This is a genomic window from Streptomyces sp. NPDC020845 (assembly GCF_044334165.1).
GTDB lineage: Bacteria > Actinomycetota > Actinomycetes > Streptomycetales > Streptomycetaceae > Streptomyces.
Map to the genome: position 1 here is coordinate 46897 of NZ_JBIRSJ010000031.1, position 24307 is coordinate 71203.

Genomic DNA, 24307 nt, shown 5'->3' on the forward strand with positions numbered 1-24307 from the left:
AGGCGACCCCTTAGCCGGGACCGCCGTAAGGCCTCCGCCCCTGCTGACTTGCGCTTTCCATGTCACGGACGGAGTCGGTGTCCTGGGGTAGGGGGCCGGGACAGCGTGCGGGGGCACCCCGCGCCGGGGTGCCCCGCATCGCTGCTCATACCGCTGCCGTGGCGACTGCGGATCACCACTCGACCGGCAGTTCCTCCACTCCGTAGAAGTGGAGGAACTGCGTGGGCCAGGGACTGGCCCGCACCTTGATCAGGGACGATCTTCGTGCAGCAGGCGAGTTGCTCGGGTGCGCAGCAGTGCGAGTATGGCCTGGCGTCCGAGCTCAAACGCCGGTCCCCCAGCACCGCACACCTCTTTGTAGCGGCGAGACGGTCGGCCGCGGGGTGCGTCCTCAGCCGACGGCGGCCGAGGACGTCCTGCCCATCACCTGGGGCTGGGCTGCGAGGTTGATCCCGGCGAGCAGGTCGCCGAGGTCGGCCCGGTTGCGTACCCCGAGCTTCCGGTAGACCCGGGTGAGGTGCTGCTCGACGGTGCTCTTGGTGATGAAGAGCTTGCGTCCGATCTCCCGGTTGGAGTACCCGAGGGCGGCCAGGGCGGTGACCCGCCGCTCCGCGTCGGTCAGGCTGGCAAACCCCTGGTGGTCCTGCCCGAAGTCGGCCGATTCGTCGGTGTCCTCGGGCACCTCCTCCTTGAACAGCCTGCGAAAGAGCGTCTCCGTGCCACAATTGTCGGCGACGGTTCTGGCATGCCGGGCCGCAATCCGTGCCTTCGCGGGTGCCCCCGCTTCGGACAGCGCCTGGAACTGGTCGGCCAGCGAATGCAGCAACTCCACGTGATCGCCACAGCTCTCCAGCAGATTGACCGACTCGCGTAACAGAGCAGGGCGGCGGTCGAGTTCGCTCGTGGCGGCGAGCACCCGCAGCGACACCGCCCGGCACCTCGGCCAGCCGCCGCCGGGCCGGGTCAGCTGCTCCCGTGCCAAGGCACTGGCCCGGCTGCCGTTGCCCAGGGCCAGGTGGGCCAGCGCGGCTGAGGTGCGCCACGGCAGAAATGTGGGCACGTCCATGCCCCACTCCTTGGCCAGCCGGCCACAGGTCAGGAAGTCCTCCAGAGCGACAGCCGGGCGGTCGGTGGCCAGGTGGTAATGACCGCGTGCGTGCATGTACAGCAGTCCGTGGCGGGTGCGGAACATCCCCTGGGGTACGTCCTGATTCAGCCAGGCCCCTGCCAGGCCGGTGCGACCCGCGGCCATCGCGGCCCGTACCCGGACGGCCAGGGGCGAGCCGATGGCCACCCCCCAGCCCAGCCGTGAGATGGCGTTGAGGGCCCGGTCCGCGTACGTCTCGGCCTCTTCCAATGCGCCTTGCCGAAGGGCGATTTCGGCGCGAATACTGCTCAGGATCGCAGCGGCTGTGCCGGTGGGGTGATCTCCTGCCTGCTCCAGCAGCGCCTCACACCAGTGCAGTGCCCGGCCGGGACGTTCGGCATAGACGAGGACCAGCAGGGCTCCTTCGACAGCTTCGACGGTGGTCTCACCGAACCGGCAGCCGCGAAGGATCTCCTCGGCCATGGCCGCGGCCTGATCGCAGGGGCCCTCGGTGAAAAGCCGGCCAAGCATCTCGACGGCGTACGAGGCCGGTCTCAGTTGGAACCGCTGCGGGAACGGACCGGACAGGGGGGGCGCATCTGCGTCCACCGATCCCTCGAGCAAGGTGGGGCAGGTGTACCGCACCCAATGCCGGACGATCTCGAGTTCGGCGTGCGCGTCGGTGTTCTCCTCGGTTCGCTCCATCAGTGCGGAAAGGATGTCGGCGGCCTCCTCGACATGGTCGTGCCATGCAAAGTGCTTGACGGTCCAGGCAGCGTCCGAGCTGCCGACGTGTCCTCGGCGGAGTGCGGCGCCGAGTTCGCCGAGCCATGGGGTGATCAGCCGGGGATCGATCTCCCAGCCGATCCGGACCCGGGCGGCGACAACGGCGGCACGTTCCTCCTCGCTTGCCGCCTGTCGGCCTGCCAGCCGGAGGCAGTCGAGGCTGAAGTCCTGCCCGCCGCCCTGGACAGCCTGCTCGGCCGCGGCGAGCAAGGTCGGCAGCACCCAGGATTCGGCGATCGGGGTAGCGAGCAGATGGTGCGCGACGTCGGCAGGAAGTGCCGCGTCGGCGTGGAGCAGCTCGGCCGCGCGCCGGTGCAGCTCTCCGCGAGTCTCCACATCCAGGAGCTCCAGCAGGGCCTTCGCAACGAGTGGGCTACGGAAGGCGGGGCCATTGAGCAGGCTTGCCGTGTTCAGTGCGGTCATGACACGGGCCACCACATCGGCTCCCCGGTCGACCAGGCAGGCCACGAGGGCGGGAGACGCGTTCTCGCCGAGGACGGCAATGCCGCAGACGACCTCGAAAAGTACGGGGTCGCCCCGGTAAGCCGAGACCAGTGCGGCTTGAGTGAAGGCCGGGTATCCGTTGTACTGTGCGCCGATGCCCTGCTCTTCCAGCCGTTGTCCGGCCCGGTGATCAGCCAGCAGCCCGCGCACCAGGACGGGGTTGCCACCGCTGACGGCATGGAACTGGGTGGCCAGCCGCGCCACCTCGGTCTCGGCCACGTAGGGCTCTATCATCCGGGTGACGCCGTCCACGGACAGCGGCTGCAGCCGAAGACGTCGGCACCGGGGATGCCGGAGAAGTTCCGCCTGGAAAGCGAGCGGGAGGGCGCACGATCCGACGGGCTCAGTGAGGACGATCAGCACAGGAGTGGTGCGCAGCCGGCGTATGAGGTGCAGCAGGAACCGCAGAGACGCCGCGTCGGCCAGCTGAACGTCGTCGACCGCCAGCACCAGCGGGCCCTGCCGGAACTCCCCGCGCAGCATGTCGAAGAGCCGGTCGGCATCCGGGGACGGGTCGCCGTGGTGGTCGTCGAGCGCCCGGGCCAGCCAGACCGCAGCGGCGATCGGCCCGTCTTCCGGGAACAGCTGGGTAACGACGCCCAACTCGTTGCCGGTCTCGGCGGCCGATCCCGTGGCGGCGCACACCCGGGCCCCGGAATTCCCAGACTGCCGCAGGAATTCATCGAGCAGTGCCGTACGACCGACTCCGGGCCCAGAATGGATGACAACTACGGCACCTTCGCCGCGCTTGGTGTTTGCGAGGTCTTGGGCAAGCAACGAGATTTCTTCGGAGCGTTCGACAATCTCCGGATAATAGGAGGGTTCCGAGAGTTTCATCCCATCACCCCCTCTGCCCGAATCTGGAATCGCTCGTCACGGTTGAGGTATATGCCAGACCATCCAGCGTCATACCTGGACACGACCCTTACCCCCCTTTCCAGTCGTCACATTCCGTGAATACGCCACGATCCGTCCGGCCCGTTTCTTACGGGCAGACCGGCGCCGATCCGCGCGGGAACGGGCCGGCGGCAGGGTGGCCGCCCGTGCGGGCGGCGACCGCGGGGTGGTCGAGCGAGTCAGCCGCAGCAGTCGAAGAACGGCTGCGTGGAAAGGGTGGCCGCGGCCGCGGAACCCTCCTCGATCGGAAGGTCGGCGATGAGGTCCGCCACGCCCGCCGGGTGGTCCGGGCCCGCCCCGAGACCCTCCCGGCACATGGCGTCCTTCCAGGCGGTCACAGTGCTGTTCATCAGGGTCCCTTCGAAAAATCGGTGCGCAAGCCGCGGTATCCGGTCCGCACGCCGGCCTCCGCAGGAATACGGGGACGCTAACGCGGACCGCTGCGGAATTCCTTCTTCCGCTCTATATATCCATTGTTCCCCATCGGCCGTCGCGCGAGAGGAAGCATAGAGAATCCGCACCATATTCATAGAAGCAGCTGGTAGCGTGCATTACCGAACGAGCGCTCCATGACCGCACAAAAGACGCTTCCTTTTCTACTCCCTGTTACGTCATGGCTTCAAGAGGATGCTGTGCGTGGACGGTCCCGCGCGTTCCCCCGGGCATTGAATTACTGAAGGAGCGGAACCCGGCGGTATCACGGTGGCGGCTCCTTCACCCGACCTGTTCCGGGAAAGGCCGACGGAGCCGTCGGCTGTGTCCGCCGGCAGCCAGGACCGCCAGGACCGCCAGGACCGCCAGGACCGCCAGGACCGCCAGGCGAGCTGACCAAGCGCATCATGGAGCGGTTCAGCGGTGACAGGTAGGCGGTTTTCATGCACGACCTGCCATCGATCCGGGAGCAGGAGGCGACCCCGGAGGTCCCGGCAAGACGTCGGCCGCCGCGGCCGCGCTGCTCCGTGTGCTGGGCGACGAACCCGCACAGCCGTCATCCCAACGCCACCGCAAAGCCCGGCTTCATCCACGAATACAAGCAGGTCGCATAAGGTGCCACCGTTTCCGCACCCACAGGGTGCAGTGGGCGGGCGTTGGCGATGCCCTGGTGTGGTCGGTGTCCGTTGTAGAACTGCTCGAACTCTCGTAGGGCGTGGAGCAGGTGCCGGTGTTCCAGATCAAGGTGCGGTCCAGGAGTCCCCGTCTGCAGGCCTGTACCCACCGTTCCATGATCGAGTTCATTCTCGGCATCTGAACGCCGCTGAGGACGACCTCGATCCCCGCATCCGCCAGGATGGCATCGAACAGGGCGGGGAACTTCCCGTCCCGGTCCCTGATCATGAACCGCGCTCGGCAGCCTACGTCCTCAAGAGCCATGACGAGATTCCTCGCGGCCTGTGCCACCCACGCTGAGGTCGGGTGCGCGGTGACACCCAGGACCCGGATCCGTCGACTGGCATGCTCGATGACGGCCAGCACGTACATCCGAGCCCCGGACAAGGTGACCGTTTCGAAGAAGTCACAGGCCAGCAGGGCATCGGCCTGGGAACGCAGAAAGTCCGCCCACGTGCTGGAGGACCGCTCGGGTGCCGGATCGACGCCGGCCTCCTGCAAGATCTCCCAGACGGTGGAAGCGGCCACCTTCACGCCCAAGACGAGCAATTCACCGTGCAGGCGGCGATACCCCCAGCTGGGGTCCTCCCACGCCAGGCGCAGCACCAGGGCCCGCACGGAGTGCACGGTCCGAGGCCGTCCCGAGCGCTTAGGCCGGGAGGCGGCAGTATGGCGGCGGGCGAGAAGGTCGCGGTGCCAGCGCAGCACCGTGTCCGGACGCACCAGCAGCCGCACCCCGCGGAGCACGTCCGTGGGAAGCCGGTGCAGCAGCGCCGCCAGAAATACCCGGTCGCTCGGGGTGAACCGCACCCTGAAAGCGCGCAGCCTGAAGGCTCAGAGGACTCCGCGCTCACCGCGGGTCTCTCCCCGTCTTGGTGCCCTTGGCCAGGGGCACCGAGACGGGCGGCGCCTCAGCGTTCACCGGGTGTCATCACGTTGCCATCACGTGTCACACGAACGCAATCAGCGGGCCTGCCATCACTGGCAAACCCGCTGGTCACACCGTCGGGACGACAGGATTTGAACCTGCGACCCCTTGACCCCCAGATCAGTCTCCGCTGTAGAGGCGGTCCAAGTCGACGAGTTGGACCGTGGGATCGCGAAGGGCGAGGTCGCGCAGGTCACTGGTGAAGCCGGCGCCGCTGAAGCACAGCAGCCGGGTCCGCTCGGCGTGCACACCGCCCCGGGCGCGCAGCAAGGTGCGGATACGGTCGAGGCGTTGGAGGTGGCCCAGGCCCATCGTCTCGTTCCACTTGGCTTCGCCGATGGTCAGCAGGACCTCGCGGCCGTCCTCATCACGGCCGAAGGTTGCCAGGTCGACTTCGTGACTCGTCTTGGCGGCCGGGTCCGGGACGGTGCCGGATTCCACGCGGGAGCGCTGTCCGCCGAGGGTGTCGGGGCTTGCGTACCAGCGGGTCCAGGTGCGGCAGAGCTGTTCGAAGTGGGGGCCGATGACTTTGCTGCGGAAAGTGGCCTGCGAGCGTTCCCAAACGGCGGGTGCCTGGCCGGGGCGCTCCAGGTCGCTCCATTCGGGGCGCATCAGTGCGTGGTAGAAGGTCAGGATGGGTTCGGCGATGCGGTAGGCGGAGCGTTTGCCGTGGAAGGCGTCCGGCTCGCGGACGATCATGCCGGTGTCTTCCAGCACCGTCAGCGCGTGACTGAGGTCCGTCGACTTGCGCTCCAGGAAGCCGGCGATGCCGCCGCGGGTGTGGTTGCCCTGAGCGATGGCGGCGAGCACGCCGTGATAGAGGGCGGTGTCCCGCAAGTCGGGCTCCTCGGCCAGCAGGAAGCGGGCTTCCCGGAACAGCGGGCGCCCCGGGTTGAGGACGTTGCGCAGGACCCACGGGCCGAAGTCGTCCAGAGTGGCGGGCGTGTCACCGAGGACGAACTCGCGCCGGTAGGCGGGGGTCCCGCCTACCACGGAGTTGACCAACAGCGCCAGCCGAGGGTCGTCGGTCAGCTCCCAGAAGCGGGCAGCCTGGCGGAAGTCCAGGGTCGGCACCACCAACTCCATGCTGGCCCGGCCCCGCAGAGGGGCAGTGCCGGCGAGCAGGCTCCCCATGAACGACAGTGCCGAGCCGCACAGCAGCAGGCGCACCGGACCGCTCTCGTGCCGGGCCTGTGGCCCCAGGGCCCGCTGCAGCAGCGAGGGAAGTTCCGGCGAAGCCTTGGCCAGGAAGGGAAACTCGTCCAGTACCACCACCAGGGGCGCACCATCAGGTCCCGTCAAGCCCATCAGTTCAGAGACCGCCTCCTCCCAGTGCGCGAACCGGTAAGGCGTCCGACGTCCTTCGAACCGTGCCAGTGCCGCCCCGAACTGGCGCAGCGACTCCGCCTCGGTCGCCTCGCTCGCCGCGAAGAAGAAACCTCCCGCAGCCCGGCACAGCCCATCCAGCAGGAACGTCTTCCCCTGACGCCTCCGCCCCGAGACCACCCCAAGCGTCGCCTCCGCCCCCGCATAGGAGGCGAACCGGACCAGCTCATCCCACTCGAAATCCCGGTCGAACATCCCCACCGGCTTGTCCACCACACCACCTCCATCACATCAGTCAATGATGAGTCAGTCTATTATAGATGGACTCATCATTACTTATTGCGGGGAAGCGGATTGGGCGTGCCCGGCAGCTGCACCACGAGCCCCCCGAATGAACGCGCAGTCGAACGTGTCGTCGGGCGGCAACGGACGCGAAGTCTCGACCACATCCTGATCATGAAAGAGTCCCACGCCCACCACGTCCTTGCAGCCGCACCAACGAGTACACCTATGCGGCATAACGACACCCACAGGCCCATACGGATCGCAGGTGACCTGGAGCGGCGCGCACGAACAACAGATCGCGGTGAAAGTACGATCATGCAATGGCTGACATGACCGAAACCACACCCGGTTGGCTGAGTCCCGACAACCTCGAACAGGCACGCGCGCAGATGCCGATCCTGTACGTCGAGGCCGTGCCCGTGCGAGTCGACGACAGCGGCGAAGTCACCAGCATCGGACTACTGCTCCGCATCGGGCCGGACGGCGCGGTCAGCCGCACCCTCGTCTCGGGCCGGGTGCTGCACCACGAACGGGTCCGGGACGCCCTCCTGCGCCACCTGGAGAAGGACCTCGGGCCGGTGGCACTGCCCCGGGTCCCGGCCTCGCTGCAACCCTTCACGGTCGCCGAGTACTTCCCGACGCAAGGGATCACACCGTTCCACGATCCCCGCCAGCACGCGGTGGCCCTTGCCTACATCGTCCCAGTGACCGGTGACTGCCGCCCCCGCCAGGACGCCCTGGACCTGGTCTGGTTCAGCCCGCAAGAAGCCGCGTCGCCACTGGTGCAGAACGAAATGCCGGGCGGCCAGGGAGTCCTGCTCAAGCAGGCACTCGCCCACGTGGGCTGCCTGTCCTGACGGGGACGCCTACCGCAGACGCCACCCTTTGCGACTCTGTCGCCCGATTCGGTCGACCTAGTGCAACCGGTAGGCCGCTGGCGCTGAATGCTCAGGTCACGCTGATCGAATCGGGCCTCACCGCGAATCGGGCGACAGAGTCCCACACGATCCCCAACACCATCCCACCCCGAGAACCCGCAGGTCAGCCGATCCTCGAGAATCGGGCGACAGAGTCGCACAGGTTGTGCACGATCTCCTTGCGCACGTACACCGGCGCCCCGTCCAGGTCCAGTGCCCGCTCGACGATGCCGATGGCGCGCCGTACGCCCGCGCAGAAGCCGCGCGGCTGGGCCAGGACGACGTTCCCTTCGCTCACGTCGTGTCACCCCCGGCCGGTGCGGGGACGGCGGAGGTCATCCGGCGCGGGGTGCGTGCGTCCAGCCTCAGGCGCAGCCGGCGCGGGTGGTAGACGGTGGCCAGCGGGACCGGGCGGATGTCCATCCCGGGCTCGCAGGTGACCCGCCAGCGGCTGAGGATGGTGGCGAGCCCCAGGGTGGCCTCGGTGCGTGCGTAGAGGTCGCCGATGCACTTGCGGGCACCGGTGCCGAACGGCACGTAGGCGTGGCGGGAGGCCGGCGCGATACGGTCCGGGAGCCAGCGGTCGGGGTCGAACTTCTTGGGGTTGTCGAAGGCGTCCTCGTACTGGGCGACCGCGGCGGGGCTGAAGACGACGGTGGAGCCGGTGGGCAGCTGACGGCCCGCGAGTTCGGTCGGGGAGGCGGTGAGTCGGGTGAACAGCCAGGCCGGCGGGTGCAGTCGCAGCGTCTCGGAGATGATCCGGTCGGCCAGGGAGAGGTTCGGCAGGTCGTCCCACTGCGGGGCGCGGCCGTCGAGGACGGTGTCGATCTCGTCGTAGAGCGCGGCCTCGATCTTCGGGTGCTGGGAGAGGAGGTAGAAGACCCAGGTGAGGGTGCCGGCGACGGTCTCGGTGCCGGCCGCCATGACGGTGATGACCTGGTCGTGGATCTCCTTGTCGCCGAGTCGGCCGCCGTCGTCGTCGCGGGAGGCGATCAGGGCGGCGAGCAGGTCGTCGTGCTCGGTGTCGGAGCTGCGGTAGTCGTCGATGAGCTGCTGGGTGGTCTCGTGCAGGAAGTCCAGGTTGCCCTTGTAGCGGCGCTGGGACGGCAGGGGCAGCCGGCGGATCGAGGCCGGCAGGAACATCTGCCGGAACAGGCCGTTGAGCACAATGTCGAAGGAACGTTCCACCTTCGCCGCCAGCTCGGGGCTGACCGGTGTGGAGTACAGGGTGCGGCCGACCGTGCGCAGGGCCATGCCGTACATCTCCTGGAAGGCGTCGACGACCATGCCGTCCTGCCAGCGCGACGCCGTGTCCTCGATCTCGGCCTGCATGGCCTCGGCGTACCGCTTGAGCTGGCTGCGGGTGAACGCCGACTGCATCAGCCGGCGCTGGCGGCGGTGGTCGGCGAACGGGCAGGTGACGAGGCCGTTGCCGGCGATGTCACGGGCACGGTCATAGAAGATGCCGCCCTTGTCGAAGACGCGGTCGTTGGTCAGGACGTGCCGCAGCAGTTCGGGGTGGGTCGGGACGTAGGCCGTGGTGGGGCCGATCTTGATCTCGACCAGGTCGCCGTGGGCCGACAGCGAGGCCATGAAGTTCACGGGGTGACGCATCATCTGGAGGGCGTGTCCCACGACGGGGAGCGCCCCGGGGGCCGCTCCCGCCGAGAAGGTGGTCTGCTCGGTCATTCGATTCTCAACTTCCTGTCTCTACTGATTGGTTGACAGCCGCTCCGGTCCGTTGACAGCTGTGCCGCCGCGACGGCCGGGCGCGGGTGCGTGTTGCTGGTATGCGGTGCTGCCGAGCTCCTCCAGGTAGCCCTGGACACCGGCAGCGAGCGCGAACTCGGCGTCGTAGCGGCCCGAGGAACGGTGCCAGTCGTAGGAACCGCGGATCACGGTGCGCACAGCGTCGTTGCGGTAGCGCTCCAGGGCCTCGCGCTCGGCCTCGTCGAGCCGGTAGATGTCGCCAACCTGCGGCAGGCACGACTCCAGCAGGAGGTACTGCTCCAGGCGGGTGCGCACCTCGCCCTGGATGTGGGCGACGCTGCGGTCCTTGGACCAGCCGTGCTCCCGGCGCAGGATCATGACCATGTTGTTCTGCTCGCCGCGAGCCTCTTCCTTCTCCAGAGAGGCGATGTCGTTGAGCAGCAGATTGACGTCGACGGCGATCTGGAGCATCGCGGAGAGCACGGCGCTGTCGAAGACCCGGTGCGGCACCTCGAAGCGGCCCGCGCGCTCGGCGAGGTCGACTGTCGGCTGCACTCCGATGGTCTGCCGGCGAACGGCCAGGTACTCGGCCGCGGAGTTGTACGGCGTGTCCCAGAAGCGGCTCTCCGCCTCGTCGACGTAGCCGTCGAAGTAGCTGCGCCAGTGCCGGGCGCTGCGCGCGCACCAGGCGGGTGTCATGCCCTCGCTGGTGCGCCGCCAGATGTCGGCGAAGCCGTGGGCGATGGGGGGCGCGGTGTCGGAAAGGGGGCCGTCCAGCGCCGCCGCGACCGCGTCGGTGAGCTGTTTGGTCTCCTCCGGGTTTTCGCCGCGCGGCCCGTCGAAGAGGTCGTCGAAGAGGAAGAACCACGACATCAGGTCGACGCCCAGGTCCAGGTCGGCGCCGGTGGCGTGCGGGTAGAAGCGGGAGGCCAGGTCGGCGTAGCCGCCGCGCAGATGACGCATCGCCGCTGCCTCGGACTTGATCAGCTGGAGCGACCGCGGCCAGGCGAGCTGCTCGGCGTCGGCCCGCGCGTGATCCGGGCTCTGTCGGCCCGGCAGGGGTATGTGGAAGTCGATGTCCTGGGGCATGAGGGAATCCTTGGGAGTGGGTTGCGGAGGGGCAGCGGGCATGGTGGTGCCCTGGCGGGAGTGTTGTGCTGATCGGAGAGTCAGAAGTCAGAAAGGGGCGTACGGGTATGGAGGCCGGCCCGGTCTCAGACCTCGCGGTCGACGACGAACCGCCCGAGCGCGAGGAGTTCGTCCCGGGCGTCGGCGTCCAGCTCGACACGGCGCAGCGCGGCCTCGGCCAGCGCCAGCCGCCGGGCGGCCTCGGCCAGCGCCCAGTCCCGGCCGCCGGCGCCCTCGATCAGGTCGGCCACGCGCCGCAGTTCCAGTTCGTCGGGTTCGCCGGGGGTGGTGAGCCAGGCGGCCAGCTCGTCGCTGAGCGGGCCGTCCTGGTTCAGTGCGTGGCTCACCGGCAGGGACTTCTTGCGGAAGCGCAGATCGGAGTGGACCGACTTGCCGGTGACGGCCGGGTCGCCCCAGATGCCGAGAACGTCGTCGACGAGCTGGAAGGCGACGCCGACCTGGTCGCCGTAGAGCGCCAGCGCGTCCACCGTCGCCTCCGGTGCCCCGGCGAGGACGGCGCCGATCGCGGCGCTCGCCGACAGCAGCGCGCCGGTCTTGCCGGCGGCCATGTCGACGCACTCCTCGACCGTGACGTGCGAGCGCTGTTCGAAGGCCAGGTCCTGGACCTGGCCGCGGATCAGATGCCGGGTGGTGCGGGCCAGCAGCCGGGCGGCGGGCGCCGCCGTTGGCAGCCCGGTGTCCAGCAGCACCTCCTGGGCGAGCGCCAGCATCGCATCACCGGTCAGGATGGCGCTGGAGGGACCCCACAGCTTCCACACCGTGCGCCGGTGGCGGCGCTCCTCGTCGCCGTCCATCAGATCGTCGTGCACCAGGGAGAAGTTGTGCACGAGCTCCACGGCGACGGCGCCGGGCAGGGCGACCTCAGGCAGTGCGCCGACCGCCTCGGCCGACAGCAGCGCGAGCGTCGGCCGTACGGCCTTGCCGGCGTCGGCGCTGGTGGGCGCGCCGCCGGCGGTGATCCAGCCGAAGTGGTAGGCCGCCTGGTGACGTGAGCGGTGGTCGAGCCGATCGACGGCGGCGCGCAGCGCCGGGGTGATCGTGACCCGGCCGTGGCTGAGGCAGGCGGGAGCCGCGCTCATGCGGCGACCTCCGCGCGCCAGGGGTCGGTCGGGTCGTCGAAGATGCTGACGACCTGGCGCATGATGCGCCGTTCGGCCGGGTCGAAGGCCTGCTTGGCGTGGACGGTGCCGAGCTGGTCCCACACGACGATGTCCCCGGGCTGCCAGGTGTGGGCGTAGGTGTACTGGGGCCTGCCCGCGTGCGACAGCAGTTCGTCGAGCAACTTGCGGCTGTCGTCGGGGGCGAGGTCCACGATCCGCTTGGTGTTCAGGGTGCTGATGTAGACCGACTGTCGGCCGGTGCGCGGATTGCGGGCGATCAGCGGGTGGATGGTGGAGGTGCCGTCCTCGGGCTGGATCTGTCCGGTGTTCTCGCCGAGGGACACCTCGCCCTGGAGCTCCTCCTCGATGGTCTCCTCGTACCCGGCGCGCAGGGCGTGGCGGACCCGGTGGGAGTGCAGACGCCGGCGCTCTTCGGGCGACAGCGACTCGTACAGGGCGTACATGTCGGTGAAGAGGGTCTCCCCACCGCCGGAGGACGGCACTTCCACGGCCTCCAGGAAGCCGACCTGGGAGACGCGGGGGCGGAAGGAGTAGTCGGTGTGCCAGCCCATCCACCCGGCGTCGCCGACGCCGATCTTGCGGCCGTCCTCCACCAGGTTGGAGACGATCAGGATCTCGTTGTGGTCGGGGTGGGCGCCGCTGGTCAGACCGGTCTTCGGGATGTACCCGAAGCGGCGGCCGAAGGCCAGGAACTCCTCGAAGGAGGGGGTCTCGTGGCCGCGGAAGACGAGTACGAGATGCGCGTCGAGCGCCGCCCAGATCTCCTCCAACTGGGCCTTGTCCATGTTGCCGGTGACATGGGCGCCGTGCACGACGGCACCGAGAGCGGCGCCGGGTATCGGCGTTACGTCCATGGGCGTTGCCGCCTTTCGCAGAAGGGGGGCCAGCAAAGGGGGTCAGCGCAGTTCGAGGCCGGCGAGGTCGCCCGCCTCGCGCCAGCGCCTGAGGATGTTCACGAACTCCACCGAGCCGCCGCCGTAGCTGGAGTTGAGCAGGGGCAGTCCGCTCGGGTCGCCCTCGTTGTTGTAGAGGCCGGGCGTGCAGTTCTCGAGGAAGTCGAGGTCGTTGGCGGCGAGCCGCAGGATCTCCTCGACCCATGCCTTCTCGCCGGCCTCGGAGGCCTCCACGACCTGGTGGCCGCGCTCCTCGACGCACTTGACGATGTGCGCCAGGTGCCGGGTCTGCTCGCTCAGCATGTACGGGATGTTGACGTGCCGGCCGGCCTGGATCTTGGACAGGATGAAGCAGTTGGGGAAGCCGTTCACCTGGAGTCCGTGCAGGGTGTGCGCCCCGTCCGCCCACTTCTCCGACAGCTTCACGCCGGCGCGGCCGACGATGTCGTAGCCGGCGCGGTGCGTGTACGGGACGGAGAACTCGTGCTCGTAGCCGGTGGCGAAGATCAGGCAGTCGACCGGGTACTCCCGGCCGTTCGCGACCACCCCGGCCGGGGTGAGCCGCTCCACGCCCTGCCCCTGGGTGTCGACCAGGGTCACATTGGGCCGGTTGAAGGTCTGGAGGTAGCCGTCGTGGAAGCAGGGCCGCTTGCAGTACACGCGGTAGTACGGCTTGAGGGCGGCGGCGGTCGCGGGGTCGGTGACGACGCTGTCGATGCGGGCGCGCAGCTCCTCCATCTTGAGGAAGTCCGCCCGCTCGGCCGCGAGCGCCCGCTCCTTCGGGTCGCCCCCGGTGTCGCCGGTGGGCAGGATGGCGGCGGCCAGCTTGGCCGTGGTCTGGGTCCAGCGGTCCTGTACCAGGTCCTCGTCCTGCGGTATACCGGAGGTCAGCGCGTGGAAGTTCTCCATCCGGCGCTGCTGCCAGCCCGGTTCGAGGCTGTCCGCCCAGTCGGGCGAGGTGGGCCGGTTGCCGCGGACGTCGACCGTGGCCGGGGTGCGCTGGAAGAGGACGAGCTGCTCGGCCCACTCGGCGAGGTGCGGGGCGAGCTGGATGGTCGTCGAGCCGGTGCCGATGACGCCGACCTTCTTGTCCTTCAGCTTGGTCAGGGCGCCGGTGCTGTCGCCGCCGGTGTAGCCGAAGTCCCAACGGCTGGTGTGGAAGGAGTGTCCGGCGAACGTCTCCAGGCCCGGCAGCCCGGGAAGTTTGGGACGGTGCATCAGACCGATCGACATGGCCACGTACCGGGCCCGGATCAGATCCCCGCGGTCGGTGCTCACCAGCCACTTCACGGCGGCCTCGTCCCAGCGCAGCTCGGTGACGGTGGTCTGGAAGAGGGCGTCGCGGTAGAGGTCGTACTTGTGGGCGATCTGTTGGAGGTGGGCGAAGATCTCGGGCCCGGTGGAGTACTTCTCGGTGGGTATCGTGCCGATCTCCTCGAGCAGCGGCATGTAGATGTAGCTCTCGACGTCGCACCGGATGCCGGGGAAGCGGTTCCAGTACCAGGTGCCGCCGACGTCGCCGGCCCCGTCGATCAGCCGGATGCGCTTCAGGCCGGTCTCCTTGCGCAGATGGGCGCCGGTCAGCAGGCCGCCGATGCCGGCGCCGACGACGGCGACGTCCACCTCGTCGGTGAGCGGCTCGCGCTCCTGTCGCTCGGTGTAGGGGTCTCGCGCGTAGCGGCTGAAGTCACCGCGCGCGAACTGGTAGGTGCGACCGACCCTGCGCTTGTCGCGTTCCTGCCGATATTTCTCCCTCACCGCTTCCAGGTCGATGGTCAGTGTTTCATTGCCGCGGTCGTCGCTTTCGGCGCGGGCCACAACTCCTCCTCGGGGGAAGGGGGTGGAAGGGAAACATGACGCCATACGTCGTCGAACTGATCGCGCAGCCGCAGCGGGGCGTCGGAGTTGCTGAAGAGATAGAAGCGATCGGAGCCGAGGGCCTCCCACACGAGTCCGGCGACGTCCTCGGCGCTCACCGAGGTGTCGCCGCCCGCGCCGCGCGGGGCCGTCAGGCCTTGGACCATGGGGGTGTCGACCCGGCCGGGACACAGCACCGACACCCGGACCCCGGTGCCCCGCAGATCGGCGCGCAGACTACGGGCGACCGCGAGGTCGGCGTGCTTGGAGGCGACGTAGGCGGCGCTGCCGGCGCCGACGACGAAGGCGGACATCGAGGCGGTGTGGATCAGATGAGCGGGTCGGCCGCGCTCCAGCAGTCGGGGGACGAAGGCGCGGGCCACCAGGACGTGCGCCCAGTGGTTCACCTCGAAGACCTGCCGCATCCGCTCCAGCGGCACCTCCCACAGGGGCTGTCCCACGGGGCCGAGGACCCCGGCGTTGTTGCACACCACGTCGATGTCGCCGAGTAGGTCGAACGCCGTGTCCGCGAGCCGTTCGACGGCGTCCGGGTCGGTCAGGTCGGCGGTCACTGCGGTGACCTGAGCGCCCTGTGCGGTGAGTTCGGCGGCCCGGCGGTGCAGTGCGTCGCCTTCGACGTCCGCCATGACCACACCGGCGCCGGCCCGTGCGAAGCGGGCGCTGAGGGCGAGGCCGATGCCGCTGGCCGCGCCGGTCACCACGGCTGTCCTTGTCTGTAACTGCACTTGGCTGTCTCCGCTTCTGCGCGCGGGCACGCCGAAGGACGGCGCGCCGTTGCCAACGAGAAGGTCTGGATCAGATCGCGCCGTTCGAGGGGCGCGGGTGTCAGCTGGGGTCGGGGAGCTTCAGACTGATCACGAGAACGGTCACCGAGAAACATGCCAACAGGGCGAGCACGAGCACGGCCGCCGACGCCGTCGACAGCCAACTGGCCAGGGAGACATAGAGGGTTCCGCCGACGGTCGCGCCCAGCGCGGTCGCCATCTGCTGGCTGGTCACCAGCACACCGCTGCCCATGCCGGCCTGCGCGGGGGGTACGTCGGCGAGGATCGTCCGGAACAGCGTCGGGCCGATCAGCGCCGCGCCTGCGCCGAAGAAGGCGATCCCGACGAGCACGAGCGCCAGGGAGGGATGCGGCCAACCCAGCCGGATCACCAGTGCCAGCAGCAGCAGGCCCGTGCCCTGGACGAGGGCGCCCAGGGTGACGATCCGGCTGCCCAGGGCCGCCGCGATCCTCGGGGTGAACAGCGTCACCACGAAGAACGCCGCAGCGAACGGCGTCAGCACCCCGCCGGAGGCGAGCCCGTCGAAGCCGAAGTGGCCCTGCGCGATCAGCGCGTAGACGAACAGGAAGGCGCCGAAGCCGGCCGAGAACGGCACCATCGCCGCCAGCCCTCTGCGCATTCCCGGCTGGGAGAGCACCGACGGGGACAGCAGCGGTGAGCCGCCCCGTGCCTCCAGCCCGCGCTCGGCCCGCACCAGCGCCAGCGCCCCCACCGCGGCGACCGCGAGCAGCGACCACAGCCACAGCGGCCAGCCCAGGTCGGGGCCCGCCACGACCAGGGCCAGGACACAGACCATGGTGACACCGAACAGCACGGTACCCACCGGGTCGAAGCCCGGCTTCGCGGCGGCCCTGGTCGCGGGGGTGCGCCGGACGGCCAGCAGCGCGGCCACTCCGATCGGCACATTGATCGCGAAGACCGACCGCCAGCCGATCCCGGCGACGTCCAGCGAGACCAGCAGCCCGCCCAGGATCTGCCCGGTGACCATGCCGAGGGCCGCGGTCGCGCCGTACATGCCGATCGCACGGGCGCGTGCCTGGCCCTCGGTGGCCGCCTGGATCGTCGCCAGCACCTGCGGTACGAGCATGGCGGCGGCGGCGCCCTGCAGCAGCCGGGCCACGACGAGGAACTCGATGGTCGGGGCGAGTCCGCACAGCGCCGAGGTGACGGTGAACGCCGCGAGCCCGTAGGCGTACAGGCGCCGTCTGCCGAAGGCGTCGCCCAGCCGCCCGCCCAGCACCAGGCCGAGAGCGTAGGTGAGGCCGTAGCCGGACACCACCAGCTCCAGTGCGGCGGGGCCGCCGTGGAGGTCGTCACTGATCGAGCTCAGCGCCACATTGACGATGGAGGCGTCCACGATGGACAGGGCGTATCCGGTGAGCACCACCACGAGGGCGATGCCACTGAGCCCCGCGGCGGCCGGTTCCGTGCCGGCCGAGGGCTCCGGTGTCGCGTTGGGCCCTTTCAGAGGGGGGAGGCCCTCGCGTTTCGTCATGCGCTGCCTGTCCAGGTGTTTGTGGGGGGACGGTTGAAGGGGTGCGGGGGTAACAACGTCACTCGGTGGTAGTGGGGGTGCCGGTGATCTTCGACATGACTCCCTTGGAGGGGTCCTTCGCGGACTCCGGCCAGGGGGTCAGGGCGTTGAACCCTCGGTGCGAGGAGGCGGGCTGGATGCGGGTGTCCATCGACATCCGCATGCCGACCGGGTCCATCGAGACGTTCGGGATGGACTTGTGACACATGAAGGCGTGGAAGATGATCACGTCGCCCGGTTCCATGGGCGAGAACAGCAGTTGCTCGTCCGCGCCGAACTCCTCCGCCGGGATACCGCGCACGGCGTGGCCGAAGCGGCGGAAGTTCTCGGTGACGACGTGCTCGCGCGGGCCCTTCTTGTGGCTGCCGTCGGCGACGGCGACGCCGCCTATGTCGGGGGTCGTCGCGAGCAGCGGCACCCAGGCGGTGCGGAAGTCCTTGTTCGGGCCGATGTAGAAGCCGTCCTGGTGCAGCGGCGTCAGGAAGCTCGGCTCCGCGCCACCCGCGGCGGAGGGGTAGTAGCGGATCGTCGTCGACTTGAAGACGAAGACAGGCTCGCCGAATACCTTCTCCCAGGCCTTGAGGGTCGAGGGGTGGTTCCACAGGTCGTCATACTTGACGTAGTCGTGCATCGCCACCTCGTCGACCGCCTCGAAGGACTCGATGGTGAGGGTGTCGAGCGTGGTGCCGGGGGCGGCGTGGCCGAGTGCGATCAGGCCCTCGAGCATCTGCTCGGCGGCGGTCCGCACGAGTTCACGGTCCAGAGCGCCGCGCAGATAGAGGTAGCCGTGCTCGTCGTAGAACCGGTCGAGGGCCTCACGGTCGTCGAGAAGAGGCGTGCAGTCGATGTAGTCGCTGAAAGTGTCCGTCATGGTTCCTTGTCTTCCTGACGTCTGTGCGTGGGGGAAGGAGCGTCGAACATCCAAGCGTGCGGCGGCTTCGATGACGCCGGGTGAGGCGGAGGTGACGGGGGACGACCGCCGGGGACGGCCGGTGCTGACGTTCAAAAATATGAGGGCTGGGCCGGGCAGAGGGACGAGGCGGTGAGCAGGGACGGGTATGCGAGCAAGTGGGCCTTCGTGGGCACCTCTCCGCAACCGTTGATACCGATACGCACAGTCATAGGTATGTCCCTCACCGGGCGGTCCAGTGACACTGGAGCGCCGTCGCTCTTGAGGTCGATGATGCGCCGACGCGCTGTGATCCGTCAGAGACGAACGACAGGCGACGTTCTGGCAAAGCGATCGACCATGAACGGTGGGCGGCGGTGTTTTCGCTCGAGCAATGCCACTTAGAAGGTAACGGGGATTTCATCGAACCCGCCGGTGATCCGGTGCTCCTGCCAGCGCAGGGACTCCTCGGGGACCGCGAGCCGCAGGTTGGGCAGTCTGTGGAATAGCCGCTCGAACACCGCGGTCAGCTCGATCCGGGCCAGCGTGCGGCCGATGCAGTGCCGGGCGCCGTGCCCGAATGCCAGGTGTGACTTGGGCTTGTCCCGGGCCAGGTCGAACAGGTCGCCGTCGGGGAACGCCCGGCCGTCGTGGTTGGCCGCGCCGATGGCCAGCATCACCGCGTCTCCGGCCCGGATCTCTGTCTCGCCGACGGTCATGTCGCTATGCGCGTAGCGGGGTATTATCGCGTTGGATCCCTTGCCGCCAACGCCCAGGCGCAGGATCTCCTCGACCGCGGCCGGCGCGAGTTCGGGATTCTCGGCCAGCAGGGCGCGCTGGGCAGGATTGCGCAGCAGCAGCAGGGTGCCCAGGTCGATACGCACAATGGTGGTCTCGTAGCCGAACAACAGCACGGCGTTACCCAAGTGGGCAATGTCCGCATCGGACAGTGCGCCGTCTTTATGGGCGATCAGCTCGGACAAGAGGTCGTCGCCCGGCTCGGTTCGCTTCCGCGCCACCAGTTCCGTTATGTAGTCGATAACCTGTTGAAAGGTGTTCGCCGAGTGCTGGTTGTCGCTCTGGTCGAATGTGCCTCTCGCCCACTGCCCGAACCGCTCCCGGTCGGCCAACGGCACGCCGAGCAGATCGCAGATCACCATGGTCGGCAACGGAAACGACAGCGCGCGGTGCAGGTCGGCCAGCGGAGTGCTGGCGGCCAACTGGTCGAGCAGGTCGTCCACGTGATGCTCGATCCGGGTCTTCATGAGGCGCATCCGGCGGGTGGAGAACCGGGGCACAAGCAGCGCGCGCATCTGCGCATGCCTGGTGGCCTCGGTGTGGTAGTCGTCCCCGGCCATCAGCGCGATCATGAAGCCCCTGGCCGCGCTCTTGGCCGACTGCTCCGGGTTGGGGTTGCTGAGACGGAGTCGACGGTCGGCGAGTAGTGCCCTCACCTCGTCGTAGCGGGTGACCAGCCAGGCATCTTCGCCGGCAGTCCGCACCCTGGTGATCGGCCCCTCCCGCTGCAGTGCGAGCATCTGGGGCGCGATGCCGATCACGGCCGGGTTATCGAACGGTAACCTCGGAAGTTCCTCCATGTGGCCATGATCATAGGGTTAGATTTTTATGTCAATAAGTTTGAGTCAGGGATTTCAGCGGCCGAATCAACATGGGTTGACTGTTACGACTGGCGCGGGTGTGCTCGACGTCCGAGGGAATGCCGGTGCCGTTTCCTTGACATCGGCGATAAATGCAGGTCATCAGATTTGTGGAGATCACGTAGTGACCCCCTTGACTGCGAGCACGGCGCAGGCGAGCTTCTGCGGTAGGTCTTCCTTGATAAGACAGCCCTGTGCCCCAAGGCGAATGCCTGGTCCAGGCGGCGGCGATCCCAGAACGTGCTAAGAGGCCGTTTTCTCCCGATGTTTCATCCCGAAATTGCTGTTTGATCCGGCGGTGTCAGGTCGCGCCAGGAGATGGTGGCTTCGTCGGTGAGGCGGCGGGTGGAGAAAGCGCCCTCTAAGAGGGCGTTTGAAGTGGGCAGATTGCCGTTTACATCCTAGTACGTTCCTCGCCAGGTGGGTGTCGTCTCGTCCGTTATGCGCCTGGCGAGGTTGTCGATCGAGGCAATGTGGATCATGGCCTCGGAGCTGGCAGTGAGGGTCTCGTAGTCGCGGGCGAGACGGCGGTGCATCATGATCCAGCCGATACTCCGCTCTACCACCCAGCGCCTTTTCACGACCTGAAAGCCGCGGGTCTCCGGATTCCGGTTGACGACTTCGACGTCGATTCCGAGGGTGGCGCCGTGCTCGACGACGGCATTCTTGAAGCCTGTGTCGACCCAGCTCTTGGAGATGGTCGGGTACGTCTCCTTCGCCTGGTCGAGGAGGCGGATTCCCAGGGCGTTTTCCGACAGGCCGGCGGCGGCGACGGTCACGGCGAGGATGAGGCCGATCGCGTCCGTGAGGATGCCGCGCTTTCGGCCGACGATCTTCTTCGCGGCGTCCGTTCCCTGGCTGGTCACGGGCACGTTGGTGGAAGTCTTCACGCTCTGGGTGTCGATCACGGATGCGGTCGGCTCGGGCTTGCGCCCCTCTTTCACGCGCGCCAGTCCGGTCAGGTCATAGTTGAGCTGGGCGAAGATTCCCTCGTCGCGCCAGGCGGCGTAGTAGGCGTAAACGGTGCCGTGGTTCGGGAAGTCGTGCGGGAGATATTTCCAGGGGATTCCGGTGCGGTTCACGTAGAGGATCGCGTTGAAGACGTCCCGTAAATCGACCTTGGCCGGCTGTCCGGTTGGTCTGCGGTCGAGTCGGGCCTTTCTCCAGGCCGTCAACGTCGGCTCGATCAGGGCCCATCGGGCGTCGGACAGATCGCTGGGGTACGGCTTGCGCTCGCTCACGGCGTAGCGTGATCACGGGCGAGGCGGAGGGCTCGGTTCCGCTGTTCATTGGGCGATTCCGCAGCAACTTCAAACCAGACGGACTTCCAGGTATAGAAGCGAACGAGATGGATGGCCGAGCATCCTGCGGGGCTCGAATAATCGTCGCTCCTGGTCAAGAGGCATATCTATACTCGTTGATCACACCGCCGAGGACGCGAGTGCGCAGGACTTTGCGGCTGGTCGGCTTCAGGACTGGAGGTGGTTGTCCGTGAGCTTGGGGAGGTAGTTGGCGGGCCCGGTGGGGGCGGTGCGCGTTGTAGAAGGACTCATACTCGCGCAGGGCGTGGAGGAGGTGGCTCTGGTTCCAGATCAGGGTCCGGTCCAGGAGTTCGGCGCGGCAGGTCTTTATCCAGCGCTCCATAAGTGAGTTCATCCGGGGTATCCGAATGCCGGTGGTGACGTGAAGGGTATCTTTATTGCCGTACGGTGGTTTACCTGGGGCTTTGCGCTCGCCCACGTGTGGGCATGATCAGTGATTGTGGGCCTGCGACTGCTCTACCTGATCTTCTGCCGACTGCTGGGCTGCTTCCTTTTGCTGGGCCGGTCGACCGCCGCGAACAACGCCGAGATCCTTACCCTTCGTCATGAGGTCGCCGTGCTGCGCCGGCAGGTCCAGCGGCCGCGGCTCTCATGGGCCGATCGTGCCGTGCTCTCCGCTCTCGCACGGCACCTGCCACCCGCCTTACGCCGCCATCGGCTGGTCACCCCGGGCACCCTGCTGACCTGGCACCGCCGTCTGGTGCGCTGGAAATGGCGCCAGACGGCGGTCGGCCCCGGTCGTCCACCATTGCCGGAAGAGACAGTCGCGCTCATCCAGCGCCTGGCGACAGAGGACCCGACCTGGGGATACGTCAGGATCCAAGGTGAACTGCGACGGCTTGGCCATCGGGTCGCCGCCGCAACTATCCGACGCGTCCTGCGCCGCTCCGGCCTACCGCCCGCACCGCAGCGAGCAAGCCAGCAGACCTGGCGTTCCTTCCTCCGCGCCCAGGCCCACACGCTGCTCGCCTGCGACTTCATACACGTGGAGACCGTCTTCCTCAAGCGTCTCTACGTCTTCTTCGTCATGGAGATCGCCACCCGGCGCGTCCATGTCCTGGGCGTCACCGCACGCCCTACAGGCGTATGGGTCACCCAGCTCGCCCGCAACCTGCTCGTGGATCTCGAGGAGAGGGCTGGGTGCTTCCGGTTCCTCATCCGGGACCGGGACAACATGTTCACCGCGGCATTCGACGCCGTCTTCGTCGGCAACGGCACAGCCGTCATCCCGACACCGCCGCAAAGCCGACGGTCAAACGCGTTCGCCGAACGATGGATACGCACAGCCCGCGCCGAGTGCACCGACCGCCTCCTCATCACCGGCGAGCGACATCTGCGCACCGTCCTCACCACGTATGCCCAGCACTACAACGCCAGACGGCCCCACCGCAGCCTCGACCTACGAGCCCCAGACGACGACCCGCACATCATCCCCCTACCTGCCGGCACAGTCAGGCGCCGACAGGTGCTCGGTGGACTGCTCAACGAGTACCACACCACGCCGCCCCGACCGCCTCACCATCGGCAGAGAAAGCCCAGCTCAGCAGCCTGATCGGAATAATGACACCCTTCACGTCCTCACAGCCTGGGCCACCGCCGGAACCTGATCACTCAAGACCGCGAAACACGAGGGATCAGCGAGGACAGGGCTGCGAACCAGGTACGGTCCGCCGGCTCGTCCCGTACTCGCCCCTGCATCTGGCGTCGTAGGTGTTGGGGACCGGGGAAGCCACGGCCGGAAGCCAACACGCCACAGCGCGCCCCGGTCTCCGTTGTGCGCGGCATCACTCGTTCATGCGGAGCCGGCTTCAGTGGTCGGCGCCGTCCTCGACGAGACGTCGCAGGGAGGGAAGCAGGGCGTCGATGTCCTGCCCGGTCCTGAACGCGACGACGGTGGTACCGGCGCCGGGCTCCGGTGAGGAGCCGGGCGCCCGAAAGAGGGCGAGCACCTCACGCATCGCCTCGTCCACCTCGGCGACCGGGTCGGACGACTCGCCCCGAAGCCAGCGACGCAGCACATGGTTGTGAGCGGCGACCACCGCGGCGGCCATGAGTTCGGCCCTCAGCGACGCCGATTCCGTCGGACCCCCCATCCAGTCCGCGATGAACTCCCGGAACAGTCGCTGATAGCGGCCCACACTGGCGATCTCCCGGTCACGCAGGGCAGCCACCTTGCTCGTGAGGGCGTATCGCCGCCTCGCCAGGTCGCCCTCATCCACGTAGTGCAGCAGTACGAGTCGAACCGCGTCCGACACGGCGACCAGGGCGGTGCTGTGGCTCGAGGTCGCCAGCCGATCTCTGATCAACGCCAGGAGCCGGTCGTGGTCCGGAAAGATGACGTCTTCCTTGGAACGGTAGTTGCGGAAGAACGTCGTGCGCCCGAGCCCCGCTCGCTCAGCGATGTCATCGACGGTCGTCTGCTCGTATCCGCGCTCGTCGAAGAGCGCGAATGCGGCATCTGCCAGTCGGATCCGTGCAGGTAGCTTGCTCATGATCCCCCATCCTTCCCCGCCTTACCGCGCGGACGCCACTTGCCTCGTCTCGATGGGACTGAGTACCGAATTCCCTCGGGCATCGGGCGCCGAGTGGCGCGGTGTGGCGTCCCAGCAAGGAGCGAGCCCAGCACTCCCCTGCACCCGACCAGGGACATCTTCGCCTGCCACCACAAGGAACCGCCGCCTCGGCACACCACCACGTCCAGCACCCACGCCCCATTTGGAACTGAGTACTTTACTTACGGCACTCAGTGCCATAGCTTGGATATGCACGCCACCACAGCGGTGCGACGTGCCACAGCCGTGACCGGTGAGCCACCACCTCCCGTCACGGGTCGTTTCCGGCCGGGGACGGAGAGAGACACCGTGCTCCATACAGCGATCGAAACCACGGATAGCGTCCCCGTCGAACGGGAGGTCGATCCAAGCGCGAGCCCACTCCCGGAGGCGGACTGCCCCACGCAGGTGCCGCTGGGTGGAGTGGGGGGTGGAGAGCTGTACTTCCAGCGCTGCCGCTGGTGTCGGACCGCAGTCTTCCGCCGGCTGTTGTGTCCCGTCTGCGCCTCCACCGATCTCGCCTGGGAGCTCAGTTGCGGCACCGGAGTCATCCGCCATGTCCTGGCCGTGGGCCGGAGCCCCGGGAGACAGTGCGCACTCGCCACCATCAACATGAACGAGGGATTCTGGCTGTGCTCCAGGGTCATCGGCGTGCCGCCGCTCACCGTGCGGGTCGGGGCCCCGGTGTGTCTGGCAGAAGGCATCGAGTCCGGCCCTCAGGCACTCCTCTTCCGCCTCTGCGAGCCTCCACAGCCTCCGTCGCGATGAACGTCGAGGCAGCACGCCCACTTGCTCCAGCGACGTCTGGGGTGTGTACGTCCCCCACGACACCTTCTGACCTCGAGTTCGGCCCCACAGGCCATGGCCCATCACCTCTGGAGTGCCTCCAATGCCCCCTCCTGGCTGCCGCCTACCACTCCGCCCCCCAATGCCGACCGATTCGTTCCTGCCAAGAACGCTGAGACGCGATGACGTAACG

17 protein-coding genes and 3 pseudogenes are annotated in these 24307 nt (G+C 68.0%); 3 read left to right on the plus strand and 17 right to left on the minus strand.

Features of this window, described 5'->3' with window-relative positions; all coding sequences use genetic code 11:
- Window positions 1–391 precede the first annotated feature (391 nt).
- The 4 genes and pseudogenes from ACH4U7_RS49740 to ACH4U7_RS49755 form a co-directional block, all read right to left on the minus strand.
- Complete coding sequence (locus ACH4U7_RS49740; protein ID WP_398534376.1) at window positions 392–3214, minus strand: AAA family ATPase; 2823 nt, start codon at window positions 3212–3214, stop codon at window positions 392–394.
- 239 nt (window positions 3215–3453) lie between these two features.
- On the minus strand, window positions 3454–3624 hold the full coding sequence (locus tag ACH4U7_RS49745) for a mersacidin/lichenicidin family type 2 lantibiotic (RefSeq protein ID WP_358707868.1): 171 nt from the start codon (window positions 3622–3624) through the stop codon (window positions 3454–3456).
- Between the two features lie 638 nt (window positions 3625–4262).
- Window positions 4263–5206 (minus strand): annotated as a pseudogene (locus ACH4U7_RS49750) (integrase core domain-containing protein).
- Window positions 5207–5429: 223 nt separating this feature from the next.
- Window positions 5430–6908, minus strand: coding sequence for an ATP-binding protein (locus tag ACH4U7_RS49755; RefSeq protein WP_398534398.1), 1479 nt, complete (start codon window positions 6906–6908; stop codon window positions 5430–5432).
- A gap of 341 nt (window positions 6909–7249) precedes the next feature.
- Between ACH4U7_RS49755 and ACH4U7_RS49760 the strand changes: the two genes are divergently transcribed.
- On the plus strand, window positions 7250–7777 hold the full coding sequence (locus tag ACH4U7_RS49760) for an NUDIX hydrolase family protein (RefSeq protein ID WP_398534399.1): 528 nt from the start codon (window positions 7250–7252) through the stop codon (window positions 7775–7777).
- 223 nt (window positions 7778–8000) lie between these two features.
- Here the strand turns inward: ACH4U7_RS49760 and ACH4U7_RS49765 are convergent.
- The 12 genes and pseudogenes from ACH4U7_RS49765 to ACH4U7_RS49820 all read right to left on the minus strand — a co-directional run.
- Window positions 8001–8135: pseudogene (locus ACH4U7_RS49765) on the minus strand (4-hydroxy-3-methylbut-2-enyl diphosphate reductase); the annotation flags it as partial.
- Window positions 8132–9526: a pentalenene oxygenase gene (ptlI, locus tag ACH4U7_RS49770; RefSeq protein ID WP_398534377.1), complete on the minus strand. Its 1395-nt coding sequence runs from the start codon at window positions 9524–9526 to the stop codon at window positions 8132–8134. The pseudogene ACH4U7_RS49765 and the gene ptlI, both read right to left, overlap by 4 nt.
- A 21-nt stretch (window positions 9527–9547) precedes the next feature.
- The gene (gene ptlA, locus ACH4U7_RS49775; protein WP_398534378.1) at window positions 9548–10636 is read right to left on the minus strand and encodes a pentalenene synthase; all 1089 of its coding nucleotides are present in this window, start codon (window positions 10634–10636) and stop codon (window positions 9548–9550) included.
- A 125-nt stretch (window positions 10637–10761) separates the two neighbouring features.
- The gene (locus ACH4U7_RS49780; protein WP_398534379.1) at window positions 10762–11775 is read right to left on the minus strand and encodes a polyprenyl synthetase family protein; all 1014 of its coding nucleotides are present in this window, start codon (window positions 11773–11775) and stop codon (window positions 10762–10764) included.
- Window positions 11772–12671: a neopentalenolactone/pentalenolactone F synthase gene (gene ptlD, locus ACH4U7_RS49785; protein ID WP_398534380.1), complete on the minus strand. Its 900-nt coding sequence runs from the start codon at window positions 12669–12671 to the stop codon at window positions 11772–11774. The genes ACH4U7_RS49780 and ptlD overlap by 4 nt, the downstream gene beginning before the upstream one ends.
- A 42-nt stretch (window positions 12672–12713) precedes the next feature.
- Window positions 12714–14468 (minus strand): neopentalenolactone/pentalenolactone D synthase, encoded by a 1755-nt coding sequence (ptlE, locus tag ACH4U7_RS49790; protein WP_398534400.1) that lies wholly within the window; start codon window positions 14466–14468, stop codon window positions 12714–12716.
- 17 nt (window positions 14469–14485) lie between these two features.
- On the minus strand, window positions 14486–15286 hold the full coding sequence (ptlF, locus tag ACH4U7_RS49795) for a 1-deoxy-11-beta-hydroxypentalenate dehydrogenase (RefSeq protein ID WP_398534381.1): 801 nt from the start codon (window positions 15284–15286) through the stop codon (window positions 14486–14488).
- A 127-nt stretch (window positions 15287–15413) separates the two neighbouring features.
- The gene (locus ACH4U7_RS49800; protein ID WP_398534382.1) at window positions 15414–16868 is read right to left on the minus strand and encodes an MFS transporter; all 1455 of its coding nucleotides are present in this window, start codon (window positions 16866–16868) and stop codon (window positions 15414–15416) included.
- Window positions 16869–16926: 58 nt separating this feature from the next.
- On the minus strand, window positions 16927–17778 hold the full coding sequence (ptlH, locus tag ACH4U7_RS49805; RefSeq protein ID WP_398534383.1) for a 1-deoxypentalenic acid 11-beta-hydroxylase: 852 nt from the start codon (window positions 17776–17778) through the stop codon (window positions 16927–16929).
- A 419-nt stretch (window positions 17779–18197) separates the two neighbouring features.
- Window positions 18198–19394, minus strand: a complete 1197-nt coding sequence (penM, locus tag ACH4U7_RS49810) for a pentalenolactone synthase (RefSeq protein WP_398534384.1) — start codon at window positions 19392–19394, stop codon at window positions 18198–18200.
- A gap of 461 nt (window positions 19395–19855) precedes the next feature.
- Window positions 19856–20695 carry an IS5 family transposase gene (locus ACH4U7_RS49815; RefSeq protein ID WP_398534385.1) on the minus strand — a complete coding sequence of 280 codons (840 nt, stop codon included), beginning with the start codon at window positions 20693–20695 and terminating at the stop codon, window positions 19856–19858.
- Between the two features lie 154 nt (window positions 20696–20849).
- Window positions 20850–21137: pseudogene (locus ACH4U7_RS49820) on the minus strand (integrase core domain-containing protein); the annotation flags it as partial.
- Between the two features lie 78 nt (window positions 21138–21215).
- On the opposite strand from ACH4U7_RS49820, the gene ACH4U7_RS49825 reads away from it, so the two are divergent.
- Entirely contained in the window at window positions 21216–22328 is a 1113-nt protein-coding gene (locus ACH4U7_RS49825) for an integrase core domain-containing protein (protein ID WP_398534386.1), read from the plus strand.
- A 256-nt stretch (window positions 22329–22584) separates the two neighbouring features.
- Here ACH4U7_RS49825 and ACH4U7_RS49830 read toward each other — a convergent pair whose 3' ends face one another.
- Complete coding sequence (locus tag ACH4U7_RS49830; protein ID WP_398534387.1) at window positions 22585–23268, minus strand: TetR/AcrR family transcriptional regulator; 684 nt, start codon at window positions 23266–23268, stop codon at window positions 22585–22587.
- A 270-nt stretch (window positions 23269–23538) separates the two neighbouring features.
- Here ACH4U7_RS49830 and ACH4U7_RS49835 point away from each other — a divergent pair, with 270 nt between their 5' ends.
- A complete protein-coding gene (locus ACH4U7_RS49835; RefSeq protein ID WP_398534388.1) occupies window positions 23539–24096 on the plus strand; it encodes a Zn-ribbon domain-containing OB-fold protein in 558 nt (185 codons plus the stop codon).
- The last annotated feature ends 211 nt before the right edge of the window (window positions 24097–24307 follow it).